General features: G+C 39.8%; 13 protein-coding genes. 10 read left to right on the forward strand and 3 right to left on the reverse strand.

Going from position 1 to position 14,316, the window contains the following annotated elements; all coding sequences use genetic code 11:
- Positions 1–1,869 (forward strand): cation:proton antiporter (locus tag O3670_RS00005; protein ID WP_371595657.1); only part of this gene is annotated, 1,869 nt, incomplete at its 5' end.
- 45 nt (positions 1,870–1,914) lie between these two features.
- On the opposite strand, the gene O3670_RS00010 is transcribed toward O3670_RS00005, so the two are convergent.
- Complete coding sequence (locus O3670_RS00010; RefSeq protein ID WP_038676678.1) at positions 1,915–2,235, reverse strand: hypothetical protein; 321 nt, start codon at positions 2,233–2,235, stop codon at positions 1,915–1,917.
- Between the two features lie 256 nt (positions 2,236–2,491).
- Between O3670_RS00010 and O3670_RS00015 the strand changes: the two genes are divergently transcribed.
- Positions 2,492–3,490 carry a hypothetical protein gene (locus O3670_RS00015; RefSeq protein ID WP_232313535.1) on the forward strand — a complete coding sequence of 333 codons (999 nt, stop codon included), beginning with the start codon at positions 2,492–2,494 and terminating at the stop codon, positions 3,488–3,490.
- Positions 3,491–3,740: 250 nt separating this feature from the next.
- Here O3670_RS00015 and O3670_RS00020 read toward each other — a convergent pair whose 3' ends face one another.
- The gene (locus O3670_RS00020) at positions 3,741–4,523 is read right to left on the reverse strand and encodes an ABC transporter ATP-binding protein (protein WP_002884789.1); all 783 of its coding nucleotides are present in this window, start codon (positions 4,521–4,523) and stop codon (positions 3,741–3,743) included.
- 111 nt (positions 4,524–4,634) lie between these two features.
- Between O3670_RS00020 and O3670_RS00025 the strand changes: the two genes are divergently transcribed.
- From O3670_RS00025 to O3670_RS00040, 4 genes are all read left to right on the forward strand, one after another.
- Positions 4,635–5,966 carry a hemolysin family protein gene (locus tag O3670_RS00025; protein ID WP_014632682.1) on the forward strand — a complete coding sequence of 444 codons (1,332 nt, stop codon included), beginning with the start codon at positions 4,635–4,637 and terminating at the stop codon, positions 5,964–5,966.
- A gap of 353 nt (positions 5,967–6,319) precedes the next feature.
- Complete coding sequence (locus O3670_RS00030) at positions 6,320–7,060, forward strand: LPXTG cell wall anchor domain-containing protein (RefSeq protein ID WP_201041647.1); 741 nt, start codon at positions 6,320–6,322, stop codon at positions 7,058–7,060.
- Between the two features lie 186 nt (positions 7,061–7,246).
- Positions 7,247–8,047, forward strand: a complete 801-nt coding sequence (gene pflA, locus O3670_RS00035) for a pyruvate formate-lyase-activating protein (RefSeq protein WP_021143691.1) — start codon at positions 7,247–7,249, stop codon at positions 8,045–8,047.
- A 69-nt stretch (positions 8,048–8,116) separates the two neighbouring features.
- On the forward strand, positions 8,117–8,869 hold the full coding sequence (locus tag O3670_RS00040; RefSeq protein ID WP_014634961.1) for a hypothetical protein: 753 nt from the start codon (positions 8,117–8,119) through the stop codon (positions 8,867–8,869).
- Positions 8,870–8,947: 78 nt separating this feature from the next.
- Here O3670_RS00040 and O3670_RS00045 read toward each other — a convergent pair whose 3' ends face one another.
- Entirely contained in the window at positions 8,948–9,400 is a 453-nt protein-coding gene (locus O3670_RS00045) for a universal stress protein (RefSeq protein ID WP_002884397.1), read from the reverse strand.
- Positions 9,401–9,759: 359 nt separating this feature from the next.
- Here O3670_RS00045 and O3670_RS00050 point away from each other — a divergent pair, with 359 nt between their 5' ends.
- The 4 genes from O3670_RS00050 (at position 9,760) to O3670_RS00065 (ending at position 14,294) form a co-directional block, all read left to right on the forward strand.
- Positions 9,760–10,974: a pyridoxal phosphate-dependent aminotransferase gene (locus O3670_RS00050; protein WP_002884715.1), complete on the forward strand. Its 1,215-nt coding sequence runs from the start codon at positions 9,760–9,762 to the stop codon at positions 10,972–10,974.
- A 267-nt stretch (positions 10,975–11,241) separates the two neighbouring features.
- A complete protein-coding gene (codY, locus tag O3670_RS00055) occupies positions 11,242–12,027 on the forward strand; it encodes a GTP-sensing pleiotropic transcriptional regulator CodY (RefSeq protein WP_002884784.1) in 786 nt (261 codons plus the stop codon).
- A gap of 64 nt (positions 12,028–12,091) precedes the next feature.
- Positions 12,092–12,643, forward strand: a complete 552-nt coding sequence (locus tag O3670_RS00060; protein ID WP_049546024.1) for a cysteine hydrolase family protein — start codon at positions 12,092–12,094, stop codon at positions 12,641–12,643.
- 211 nt (positions 12,644–12,854) lie between these two features.
- Positions 12,855–14,294, forward strand: coding sequence for a 6-phospho-beta-glucosidase (locus tag O3670_RS00065; RefSeq protein WP_049546025.1), 1,440 nt, complete (start codon positions 12,855–12,857; stop codon positions 14,292–14,294).
- Positions 14,295–14,316: the final 22 nt, after the last annotated feature.

A 14,316-nucleotide genomic window follows, 5' to 3' on the forward strand; every position in this document is an offset into this window, starting at 1 on the left:
CGGGAGGGTGAAGAAAGTGACATCACTAGTATTCTGCGTAACTGGAAACTTATTCTATTTTTGATTTTTCCAGTTATCTTTGTGTCTACCTTGGGAATAGGTTATCTTGCTAAGGCCGTCTTGCCTGCTTCGGTACCCTTATCTGCCTGTCTAGCCATTGGTGCCGCCCTTGGGCCAACGGATTTAGTAGCCTATTCAGCTATTTCTAAACGTTTCAGTTTTCCAAAGTGGATTAGCTATATTTTGCAGGGTGAAGGTCTTCTGAACGACGCATCTGGCTTGGTCGCCTTTCAGGTGGCGGTGACTGCATTGACAACAGGTGCCTTCTCCCTACTTGGTGCGAGCTGGAATTTGCTTGTTTCTGTGCTTGGTGGTTTTTTAGTTGGCTTGATTACAGCCTTATTTAATCGCCTCTTTTTGACCATTTTGGACAATATGGATGCTGCAGATGTTACAGGTGCCCTCTTACTAGAGTTAGTATTACCGATTTCTTCTTACTTTGTCGCTGAGGAAATTCATGCTTCTGGAATTATTGCTGTGGTAGTAGCAGGGATCTCGCTTGCCAGTCGTTTCAAAAAAATCACCGTTTTTGATGCCAAGCTGGATAATGTTTCCCATACGATTTGGGGAACCATTACCTTTATGCTTAATGGCATGGTCTTTTTCCTCTTGGGTACGGAACTGCCGAGCTTGGCAGCTCCAGTGCTACGTAGTAGTACCTACGATAATCTCTGGATGCTTCTTGCTATCGTCCTCTTAACAGCGACTATGTTTGGCATTCGCTTTGTTATGATTAGTGCAGTTTTTGCCCAAAGATCTTGGCGGACTAAACGACCATTGAAGAAAATCTGGAAGAGTGCTACTCTTTTAACCTTTTCTGGTGTCAAAGGAACAGTTTCGATTGCAACCATTCTTTTGCTTCCGGTTGCCAATATGACTGCTCTGGAACATAGTCTTTTGCTCTTTACAGTAGCGGGTGTAACCTTATTGAGTTTCTTAACTGGTATCTTAGTCCTACCTAAGTTAGCCACTGGACCAGCTCACACGACCAACCATTATATGCAGATTGCCATTCTCAATGATGTGGTTGGAGAGCTAGAGAAGGACCTCAAGCAGTCTAAACATCAAGGGGCTATCTATGCGACTATTGACAATTATAACCAACGCTTGAAAAATCTAATCTTGGAGCAGGAATCCAATAATGTCAAAGAAGAGTTGGCTAATATCCGTGTCATGATTATGGAAATCGAGAGTGAAGGTCTGGAATATGCCTACAAGAAGGGCAAGATTTCTGAACTCGAATATAACCTTTATCAACGTTATATCAAGGGGTTGGAGCGTCGTATCAACCGTGGCTTTGTTTCTAGTCTTTCTTATGCCTTCGTTGTCTTTGTGCGTGGCCTTCGTCGACTCTTACACTTGGTTTTAACCTTTAGGTTTAGCCTTGATCATGATGAAATTCTGCGTGTTACTCGTTTGACAGAGGAGAATCGTGACCATATAGCTGAGGTATATTTGACAAATACGGAGCAAATTTTGGAAGCCTTAAGTAACTTGGAAGGTGTCTACCACTCAGACCTCTTGTCTTATATGAAACGTAGTCGTCTTCAGGAAGCTGAAATCATCCAATCAGGTGCCTTTGTAGAGCGGGTTATCACCCACCTCAATCCAGACAATATCGATGAAATGTTGCGTGGTTATTATTTGGAACGCAAGGTTATTAACGAGTATGAGCAGGCCGAACTGATCTCTAGCCGTTATGCCAAGCAGCTTCGTAAGGAAGTCAATACTTTGGAGGATTACTCTCTTAAAGAAACTAGCAATACTTTAACCTATGATATGATTAATCTTGCTCGAGGTCGAGCTTAAGCAAAGAATTTATAACACAAAAAAGCCAAATTTCCTTGGCTTTTTTTAATGTCTCTTTTTTTCCGTCTCATGGTTTGGAAAAAGAAAGCCTAGTCCTAGGCATGTTAGGATTCCTGCTACAATCAGAATACCATTTGAGATAGGGAGTATGTCATAGATTGCATTAGCAATCATTAAACCAATCAAAGTACTCATGAGGCTAGATTTATAGTCTTTTTTGATAAGATTTTCTATTGCAAAGAAGGCAAATAGAACAACAGGAAATAGTGGCCAAAGCGACACCTCCATTTTGGGGAAGCCGAGAATACTGTAAGTGATAACTGTTATTGCTGTAGCGATTAATCCAAAACCTATTACTTTAGTCATGTTTCTACCTCGTTTTCTTTGTTTGAAAGTTTTTTTACTTTAACACCTACTAAGTTATCAAAAGGCTACCTCGCAGACAATATCATATGTCTATGTGGTTAATTCTAGGCTCTATTCGGCCAAAAAAGAGCGTCTTATGATCAAGTAAAGAAAAGGGAAAATATTTTACCATATAAATAAAACGCTTATACAAAAAAGAGTATAATGGTGTTGAAAGATGTTTTCTCTAAGATTAAATGAAAGGCGGGGTGGTTGTATGTCTAGAAAAATTCATTTTTATATACTTATCTTTTTTGAAGTATTATTGGCTCTTTCTATGCTTAGGTCTTATGGTTTGCATTTTGAGTATGAAACGCTCAATTCTGTATCCTTACTAAGTTCTCAATTTCCACAGCAACTCTTTTTAGTCTGGTTTGTTTTTAGGCTTATGAAGGACAAGCGGAAAGTTGAGGGCATCTTAGCTGTGCTTGCCTTCCATGTTTGTCAGCTAGTTACCTATTTCATAATACCAGCTTCCATTTTTAAGCCCTGGTTGGTTTCACCAGTTTTAACTGTTATTTGCCTAATTTGGCTTGTTATTATGATTAAGAAGACAGAACTCCCAACGCTTTTAGCCTCCTTTAAAAGCCCGTCAGCTTGGCAGTCCTCTGTTCCCCTCATTGGTCTAGGAATGATTGCGGTGGTATGGGCTACACATTACCTAAAGATTACTATAAAAGATATTAGTGGTATTTTTTACATACTGTATCCTGTACTAGAGTGTACAAGTATATTTTTGTTTCTTACATTAATGACTGAAATAAACCAAAAGAAATTAAGAATCTCTTCAATCCTTCTCATAGCCATTAGTTTACTTGAGCTGATTTATGGCTTCTTGGTTGACCATATCATTACTGATGTCACTCTGTTTCTGCTAGCAGTATCGTTCTATCTTGCCTATCGTGTAAACGGCAACACTTTAACACTAGTTGAAAAATGGCAGAAGAAGTATGGACTTGAGTTGAAGGAGAAAGACCTGCTGGTTGAGAAAAAGACTAAACCAGTCGTTGAAAAGCGTAAGATTTATAATTATGCGGAGAGCCCAGAACATAAAAATCATGATTATACAAATAATCAAAAGCAATCAAATCTAGCCCCTGATTCAATTTGGCTTTGGACCGCTTTTATTTTAGCGCTTAGGGATTTAGTTGTTAATTTAACTTCTGTCTTTTACTATCCTATAAACGACCCTAATCCCTTAGCAGGTCTTGATTAGTTTATACAACTCATTCTTATGACTCCATTAATCATAATTCCTACTATGATGCTTCCAAGAGCTATAAGCATCGCTAACAAAAACCGTCTATATGTAGTTGCTGGGCTATTCATTGTTTCATATGGTTCTATAGAACAACTTATCGTTCCAGCCTTAATTTTGTATGGTGTATCGAAAATAAAAGAGGAGTAGTGATAAAAAAACAAGTCCCCCAGATAATGTCTAGGAGACTTGTTTCTTTGAGCGATTTTTATAGAAGGGGGTTAATGTAAAAACGATGGTCATCAATTGGAATAATTTGAACAGGATTTTGGTAGAAGTCAGCTAAAACTTCCGGTGTGATGATATCATTTTTTGGTCCTTGTGCCACAATTTTTCCTTGACGGAGTAGGAGAATGTGGTCCATCTTTTCAGTGATTTCTTCAGCGTGGTGGGTGACGTAAAGAACCAGTGGAGCATGTGGAAGTGAGGTGATACGGTCAATCTGACGTAAGAGCTTTTCGCGGGCAAAGAGGTCCAAGCCAACAGTTGCTTCGTCAAGGATAATGATATCGGGATCTTCCATCAGACTACGAGCAATCAAACAGATTTGCTTTTCTCCCTGAGAGAGCCCACGGTATTTACGACCAATCAAATCTCCAGCACCAAGTGAAGTCAGCATATCCTTGGCTTCTTGTAGCTCTTTGTCTCCATAGGCTTTGTAGAGGATTGAACTTTTGTACTTACCCGTAAGGACGATTTTTTCAGCAGTCATATGTTGAGGCAGACGCTCAGTGATAAAGGAACTGACGATACCGATGTGTTGACGAAGACCCGTGATGTCTCCATTACCAAAGGTGTAGCCTAGTATCTCAGCCTTCCCTTCAGAAGGGAAAAATTCAGCTGTCAACAAACGTAAGAGGGTTGATTTTCCAGCACCGTTAAGTCCCAGGATAGCCCAGGTTTGTCCTTTTTCAACTGTCCAGTTAAGGTCAGACAAGAGTGTTTTTCCTTGACGGGCTAAACTGACATTTTCTAATCGTATAAGTGACATAAGTCTCTCCTTTGATGATAAATTACTCTAATTATAGCATAAAATAGACATCTTTATTGGGAAATTATGGTATAATAAAAGTCAGAATTTTTTTTTAGAGGAGAAGAAAAAATGGAAGACTCTAGTGGTCAGTCCTTATTATTTCAATCTATTTTACTACTAATTTTAACCTTGCTTACAGCCTTTTTCTCAGCATCTGAGATGGCTCTCGTATCACTTAACCGCTCACGTGTAGAGCAAAAGGCAGAAGAAGGCGATAAGAAATTTATTCGCCTACTCAAGGTTCTTGAAAATCCAAACAACTTCCTATCAACTATCCAGGTTGGTATTACCTTTATTAGCCTCTTACAGGGGGCCAGTCTCTCTGCGTCACTAGGTGCAGTGATAGCGACTTGGTTTGGTCATGCGGCTTGGGCTAAGACAGCGGGTAGCATGATTTCTTTGGTTGTCTTGACCTATATCTCTATCGTTTTTGGGGAACTTTATCCAAAACGTATCGCTATGAATCTCAAGGAAAATCTAGCCATCTACTCGGCACCTGTCATTATTGTTACAGGTAAGATTGTCAGTCCCTTTGTTTGGATTCTTTCGGCCTCAACCAATCTTTTGTCTCGTTTGACACCTATGACCTTTGATGATGCAGATGAGCAGATGACACGTGATGAGATTGAGTACATGTTGACCAAGAGTGAGGATACACTTGAGGCTGAAGAAATTGAAATGCTCCAAGGGGTATTCTCTCTTGATGAATTGATGGCGCGTGAGGTTATGGTCCCTCGTACAGATGCCTTCATGATTGATATTGAAGACAATACTCAAGAAAATATCCAAGCTATTCTCAAGGAAAGTTTCTCTCGTATTCCTGTTTACGAAGATGACAAGGATAAGATCATCGGTGTCATTCATACCAAAAACCTTCTTAAAGCAGGTTTCGAACTTGGTTTCGAAAATATCAAACTTCGTCGAATCATGAATGAACCACTCTTTGTTCCTGAGACTATCTTCGTAGATGATCTCTTGGCAGCCTTTCGTAACACCAATAATCAGATGGCTATCTTGCTTGATGAATACGGTGGCGTTGCTGGTCTTGTTACCTTCGAGGACCTTTTGGAAGAAATCGTTGGTGAGATTGACGACGAAACAGATAAATCTAGTGTGGAAGTTCGTGAAATTGGTGAGAATACCTATATTGTCGAGGGAGCTATGACTCTTAACGACTTCAATGAACATTTTGATACAGAACTTGAGAGTGATGATGTTGATACTATTGCAGGTTATTATTTGACAGGTGTGGGAGCCATTCCAACTCAAGAAGTCAAGGAACACTATTCAGTTATCAACAAGGACAAACACCTCGAATTTATCAATGATAAGGTTAAGGATGGTCGTGTAACCAAACTTAAGGTAATCATCACGGCAGCTCCAGAAGAGGCAGAAGAATAGTTTTCTACATGTTTTTATTAGAAAATATTGGAACTTAAAAGCGACTATTTACTAATTAGGCACTTTCTCTCATTATGAGTGAAAGTGCTTTTTCTTATCTATCTTGGAATATCAGCTTATCAAAATAATAAGATTAGAAAATGCCTATAAAGTACGTCATAAAGCCTCTTTCACCTATCAAAACTGCCAGACTTTGTCAGAAAAAGAACTATAATTTTGGAGATGTTCTAACATATTTTAGTGTATTGATAGATTTAGAATAAAAATAAATAAGATTTTAATTAAAACAGTCTTTTATTACTTTTTTATGGTAGAATATAAATTAACTGATAAATGAAAAAAGGAGAATCTTAATGGCTTCTAAAAAATCTATATATAGTGGCTTGCTTTTACTCACCCTTACCCTAGGAGCTTTTGTACCAGTAACTTCTTTTGCGGACGATGGTATTGCGACAAATGATGCTGTTCTTACACAACCAACGACAGATCGTGCAGTAACTGGTCCTTCAACAGCCCCAAGTGATGGAGACTTGGCTCGTAGCAATGATTCAAACACAGGTGCGGCAACGCCAACAACACCAACACCTACAGTTCCTGAAGTACCAGCTGAACCAACAACACCAGCAACTCCAGAAACACCTGCGACACCGGCTCCAACAGCTGATTCATCTACAAAACCAGCTGATAAACCAACTGAGAAACCAGCCGATAAGCCGGAAGACCCAGCTTCAGCAACTGATAAAGGGACAAGCGAAGCACCTCAAAACCCTGAAACTCCAGCAGTGAATGTTAATGGACAACCTGTTGTTACTGTAACACCGACAGCTCCAGTTATCACTGCAGCTGGCCAAACAATTGTGTCTACACAAAATAGCCAAATTGTTATCGCTAACACTGATGGTACAACAAGTGTTGTTGCTCCTGAAACAGTAGGATTCAAAGTGAACGCTGACGGTACATTGACTGGTAAAGATGCTAAAGGTAAGGAAGTTACACTTCCTAAGACTGGTGAAGCATCAACAGTAATCTTGACAATGGTAGGAACATTCTTCCTTGCTGCTGCAGCCTTTTTGGGGCTTAAGAAACGTGCCTAGTAATATAGATGATAAAAGACTGGATTTTTCCAGTTTTTTTGTTTTTCTTCTGGTATAGTATAGATATTCCTTAATTTCAGATGTATTATAGTATAACCTTTGCCTGAATTCAGGCAGATATGGAGCATGTTTCTGATAAAAGAGGTATAATAAAAACATGTAAAAAGCGTTTTCAAGGAGGCTGCCATGGCAGAAATTGATTACAGTCAGGTGACTGGACTTGTTCATTCAACCGAAAGTTTTGGATCCGTAGATGGTCCTGGTATCCGTTTTATTGTTTTCATGCAAGGCTGTAAGATGCGTTGCCAATATTGTCATAACCCAGATACTTGGGCTATGGAGTCAAATAAGGCTGTTGAACGTACAGTTGAAGATGTCTTAGATGAGGCTCTTCGTTTCCGTCATTTCTGGGGTGAGCATGGTGGTATCACTGTATCAGGTGGTGAGGCCATGCTTCAGATTGATTTTGTCACTGCCCTCTTTACAGAGGCTAAGAAGCTAGGGATTCATTGTACGCTTGATACTTGTGGGTTTGCTTACCGCAATACTCCTGAGTATCATGAAGTTGTTGACAAACTTTTGGCTGTTACTGACTTGGTCCTACTTGACATCAAAGAGATTGATCCTGAACAACACAAGTTTGTGACCCGTCAACCTAATAAAAATATTTTGGAATTTGCTCAATATCTGTCTGATAAACAAGTTCCAGTCTGGATTCGCCATGTTTTGGTACCTGGTTTGACAGACTTTGACGAACACTTGGTTAAGCTTGGTGAGTTTGTAAAAACCTTGAAAAATGTCGATAAATTTGAAATTCTTCCCTATCATACAATGGGTGAGTTCAAATGGCGTGAGCTCGGTATTCCATATCCTTTGGAAGGGGTCAAACCACCAACGGCAGATCGGGTTAAAAATGCCAAAGCTCTCATGCACACTGAAACGTATCAAGAGTATAAAAATCGTATCGGTGTTAAAACCTTGGATTGAAAAAGAAGCTCTTGACAAGAGCTTTTTAACTTTGCTATTATTTAGGGAGCAATAAAGAGTAGGTAAATTATGTTTCGTATTTTAAAATTTGATGATGACTTTGTTTATCTCAGTCATCCTGACGGGCGACTTAAGAAAATAGATCGCACGCTTTTTGATTTTGATATAAAATTAGGAGACCGTATAGATGTCTATCAGGATGGGGACTTGACAGTTGTTACTCCGGCAGAAGTCCAAACGGACTTGAGCCTAGAGGGAGACAAATCTGTTAAATCACACCTCTTGCAGGGGATTTTAGATCTTTTCCTTGAGACCCTTAATATTCACAATAATCATTTGGGTGACTTGAAGAAGATTTTCACACAGTTATTGATTACACTCTTCATGGCTTGGAGCTTGTTGGGAGTTATTCTGGTTGAGATTCTTCTCTTTGCAGAGTCAATTATTGTCTTCCTATGGAGACTCTTGGTTCGTCTTATTAAGTGGATGCATATTAAAGACAACACTAAGGTCTTGATTGATGAAACGCAAAAACGTCATGCTAAGCGTGAGCGTCAAAAAGCCCAAAGACGTGAGCAGGAAAGACGTCGTCAGGAAGAACTTGAAGAACGTGAATATCTTCGTGAAACAGAACGTCAAAAGGAACTCATGATTGTTGAAGCTAGCCTTAGTCAGGAAGCAGAACGTGAGAGCCTTTCAACTAGCCTTGCTTTGGAGCAAGCAGGTGCCTCAAGTCAATCTGCTAGTGAAGACTTGGCCGAAGAAAGCCAGTCAACTTCAGAGTCAGAAGTAATGTCTGAATCAGCAAAGTCAGAAAAATAGAACAGAAAAAAGAACTGAGATTAAGATCTCGGTTCTTTTTCATATGAGAAAAGCACCAGAGGTGCTTGTGAGAGGTGACTAAAGTGTTTTTTCAGAGTCACGAACAATGAGCAAGTCAACTTTTGCGTGACGGAGAATGTATTCAGAAGATGAACCAATAAGCAAGCGTTCAAAAGTATTGAGACCTGTGGCACCAACCATAATAAGGTCAACATTTTCCTTATCAGGGATATCAACAGCCAAGAGGCTCTTAGGATTACCGAACTCAATAACTTTGCGAATCTTGGTTAAACCAGCTTCTCTGGCTTGGCGTTCAAAGTCAGCCAAAACAGCTTTAGCTTCGTCTTCTAGTTTTTCATAGATGTAAGAGTCGAAAGTCGCAACGCTTTGAAGGGCGCGTGTATCGATAACGTGTACCAATAGTAACTGAGCATTATTACGTTTTGCAACGTGCACACCTTTAATAAAGGCCAGTTCTGATTCGTAAGAACCGTCGACAGCTACCATAATACGTTCATATTGTTGAGACATAAGCTCTACCTCCTATCTTTAGCTTTATTATACTCCTTTAATCTAAAAAATGAAAGCGTTGTTATAGATTTTCTGAAATCTTTTTTTGACTGCTTACTTTAGGACGCTCTTAGTAATGTGAAGATTTCAGTATTATCTAAAAATTGAAGATTGCTTGAAAAAGAGGTATAATACAATCTGTTATTAGCTTCGTAAGAAACATGATAATTAAAAAAGAGGAAGACAAGTCTTCAGAAATGATACCAAATGGCCAAGCCTAAAGTTGGTGTCAATAAAAGTGGAAATCCCCATCAGGTGTTGAATTTTCTTATTTTCTGCTAGATGTATCTACTTTTAGTATCTTTTGAAAGGATTAACTTATGAAAACATTTGATAAATCATCAAAGTTGGATCACGTTGCCTATGATATTCGTGGACCAGTTTTGGATGAAGCCAACCGTATGATTGCCAATGGTGAAAAGATTCTTCGTCTTAATACAGGAAATCCTGCGGAATTTGGCTTTACAGCACCGGATGAAGTCATTCGTGATTTAATTATGAATGTTCGTAACAGTGAAGGGTATTCGGATAGTAAGGGGATTTTCTCAGCTCGTAAGGCGATTATGCAGTATTGCCAGCTAAAGGGATTCCCAAATGTAGATATTGATGATATTTATATTGGTAATGGTGTCTCAGAAATGATTTCCATGTCTATGCAGGCCTTGCTTGATGATGGAGATGAGGTCTTGGTCCCAATGCCAGACTATCCTCTTTGGACAGCTTGTGTCAGTCTAGCAGGCGGTAATGCCGTACACTATGTTTGTGATGAAAAATCTAACTGGTATCCAGATATTGATGATATCAAATCAAAAATTACGTCAAATACTAAGGCAATTGTAGTCATCAATCCTAATAATCCTACAGGTTCACTCTATCCTAAGGATGTCCTTGAACAGATTGTGGATATTGCTCGACAAAATGATTTGATTATCTTTGCGGATGAGATTTATGACCGCTTGGTTATGGATGGTAAAAAGCATACTGCGATTGCGAGCCTTGCACCAGATGTTTTCTGTGTGTCTATGAATGGTCTTTCTAAGTCTCACCGTATCTGTGGTTTCCGTGTAGGTTGGATGGTTCTCTCTGGACCTAAAAAGAATGTCAAAGGCTATATTGAAGGGCTTAATATGTTGGCCAACATGCGTCTCTGTGCCAACGTGCTCTCTCAGCACGTTATTCAGACTTCACTTGGTGGCTACCAATCCGTGGATGAACTCTTGATTCCTGGTGGTCGTATCTATGAACAACGTGAGTTTATCACGAATACCGTAAACGCTATTCCAGGACTATCAGCTGTTAAGCCAGATGCAGGGCTTTACATCTTCCCTAAGATTGACCGTAACATGTATGATATTGAAGATGATGAAGAATTCTGTCTTCGTCTCTTGAAGAAGGAGAAGGTTCTCCTAGTTCCAGGTAAAGGCTTTAACTGGAATGAACCAGATCACTTCCGTATTGTCTACCTTCCTCGTGTTGAAGAGTTGGCTGATCTCGGTAACAAAATCGAACGAGTCTTGTCATATTACAAGCGTTAATTTCTTAAAAAACTGGACAAAAAGGCTTGTCCAGTTTTTATTGTCTCTAAAAAGGGGATGTATTTGAGTAAAATCCGAACGTTTTTCCTAAAAATGCCATAATATACATAATATAATGAATAGTAAAATAATAAATAATTTTCAGACAATTGTTTGCAATTTCTGGGTTAAGTGTGCTATAATAGTAGGGCTAGTAGGTCTTGACGCAGAAGATTAGTACAAGGCTTGATATTATTATGATTACAATAGAAAGTGAAGACAATAAATATGGCAAATTTGCTGGCTAAAACACGTAAAATTACATCTATCTTGCAACGCTCAGTAGACAGCTTGGAAGGAGACCTTCCATACAACAACATGGCTGCTCAATTGGCGGATATCATTGATTGTAACGCTGCTATCGTTAATGGTGGTGGTGCTCTCCTTGGTTTTGCCATGAAGTACAAAACCAACAATGATCGTGTAGAAGAGTTTTTTGAAGCTAAACAACTTCCAGAAGAATACACACGTGGAATCAGCCGTGTTTATGACACTCAAGAAAACATTGGTATTGACAGTGACTTGACCATTTTCCCTGTGGAATCAAAAGATGACTTCCCAGATGGTTTGACTACAATTGCCCCTATCTATGGTGGTGGTATGCGTCTTGGTTCTTTCATCATTTGGCGTAACGACCATGATTTTGTGGATGAAGATCTTATCTTGGTTGAGATTGCCTCTACGGTAGTTGGGTTGCAGTTGTTAAACCTTCAAACAGAGAACTTGGAAGAAACGATTCGTAAACAAACAGCTATTAACATGGCTATTAATACCTTGTCTTACTCAGAAATCAAGGCAGTTTCAGCTATCTTGAACGAGTTGGACGGTTTGGAAGGTCGCTTGACAGCATCTGTTATTGCTGACCGTATCGGAATTACGCGTTCAGTTATCGTTAATGCCCTTCGTAAGTTGGAATCAGCTGGTATTATTGAGAGCCGTTCACTCGGTATGAAAGGGACTTATCTTAAAGTCCTTAACGAAGGTATCTACGACAAATTGAAAGAATACGAATAAGAAGAATACTGAAAGAGAGTGAGGTAGGAGGACCTGCCCCACTTTTTTAAAAGGAGAAAGTAGCATGACAAAGGCATTGATATCAATTGATTACTCTTATGATTTTGTGGCAGATGATGGGAAGTTGACGGCTGGTAAGCCTGCCCAAGCCATTGAAGATCGTATTGCTCAGGTAACTCAAGAAGCCTATGACAATGGGGATTATATTTTTGTTGCCATGGATCGACATGATGAAGGAGATACCTTCCATCCTGAGACTAAACTCTTTCCACCTCACAACATTGCAGGGACATCTGGGCGAGAACTTTATGGTAAGTTAGCTAGTGTATATGATACCATCAAGGACGACCATCGTGTCTTTTGGATGGACAAGCGACACTATTCAGCCTTTTCGGGAACGGATTTAGATATTCGTTTACGTGAGCGTCGTGTGACGACAGTTGTTTTGACGGGAGTTTTAACAGATATTTGTGTGTTACATACGGCTATTGATGCTTATAATTTGGGCTATGATATCGAGGTGGTAGAGAGTGCAACAGCCTCCTTGACGCCTGAAGCTCATGACTTTGCTATTGGACATTTTAAAAATGTTCTTGGAGCAACAATTGTGGAGTAAGAGTTAGTTCTTACTCTTTTTTTGATAATTGTAATAATGAGGAGTGGTTTGGGAGTCAGCTCTTATCGAATGTGGGAATCTGCCCTACTCTCAATTTTTTTGTCTAAAATCATAGGATAGTATCAGTTTTCCGTAGTTTACTATAAGAAAACGATTACAGGCTATTGTATACTATTACCATATTAAGTCGAAAGATATAGGAGGTAGAATAATGACTAAAAAATTAACTTTTCCTGACGGATTTTTGTGGGGTGGTGCGACAGCAGCTAACCAATGTGAAGGTGCCTATGATGCTGATGGGCGTGGTTTAGCCAATGTTGATGTGGTGCCAATTGGTGAGGATCGCCTTTCGATTATCACTGGACGTCGCAAGATGTTTGATTTTGAGGATGGTTATTTTTATCCGGCCAAGGAAAGTATCGATATGTACCACCGTTACAAGGAAGATATTGCTCTCTTTGGTGAAATGGGCTTTAAGACTTATCGTCTTTCTATTGCTTGGTCACGTATTTTTCCTAAGGGTGATGAGGCTGAGCCAAATGAAGCTGGGCTTGCCTTTTACGAGGACCTCTTCAAGGAATGTCACAAGCATGGCATTGAACCTTTGGTGACGATCACACACTTTGATTGTCCAATGCACTTGATTACCGAGTATGGAGGATGGCGTAATCGTAAGATGCTTGGCTTCTATGAAAATCTTTGCCGTACCCTTTTCACACGCTTTAAAGGTTTGGTTAAGTACTGGCTCACTTTCAATGAAATCAACATGATTCTTCATGCCCCATTTATGGGAGCAGGACTCTGCTTTGAAGAGGGTGAGAATGAGGAGCAGGTTAAATATCAGGCTGCTCACCATGAGTTGGTAGCCTCAGCTATGGTGACGAAATTGGCTCATGAGATTGACCCTGAAAATAAGGTCGGTTGTATGTTGGCAGCAGGTCAATATTATCCAAATACAGCCCATCCACGTGACTACTGGGCAGCTATTCAAGAAGACCGTAGTAGCTATTTCTTTACTGATGTTCAAGCTCGTGGAGAGTATCCAAATTATGCTAAGAAACAGTGGGAACGTGATGGCATTGAGCTTGAGATGACGGAAGAAGATTTGGCCCTTCTTAAAGAGCATACTGTTGATTTTATTTCCTTCTCTTACTATGCAAGTCGTGTGGCTTCAGGTGATCCAGAAGTTAATGAAGAGACTGCTGGAAATATCTTTGCCTCTATTAAAAATCCCTATTTGGAAGCTTCAGAGTGGGGCTGGCAAATTGACCCACTAGGCCTTCGTATTACCCTCAATGCTATTTGGGATCGTTACCAAAAACCGATGTTTATCGTTGAAAATGGGCTTGGTGCTGTGGATACGCCAGATGAAAATGGCTATGTTGAAGACGATTATCGTATCGACTACTTGGCAGCCCACATCAAGGCTATGCGTGATGCTATTAATGAAGATGGTGTAGAGCTTTGGGGCTACACAACCTGGGGCTGTATCGACCTTGTTTCTGCTGGAACTGGTGAAATGAAGAAACGTTATGGCTTCATCTATGTGGACCGAGATAACGATGGTAATGGTAGTCTTAAACGCTCTAAGAAGAAATCATTTAACTGGTACAAAGAAGTTATCGCAAGTAACGGTGCCTCTGTAGAATAGGGTGTGAGTTCTCGACTAATGA

Source organism: Streptococcus sp. 27098_8_74, assembly GCF_041431705.1.
In the GTDB taxonomy this organism is placed as follows: Bacteria; Bacillota; Bacilli; order Lactobacillales; family Streptococcaceae; genus Streptococcus; species Streptococcus salivarius_E.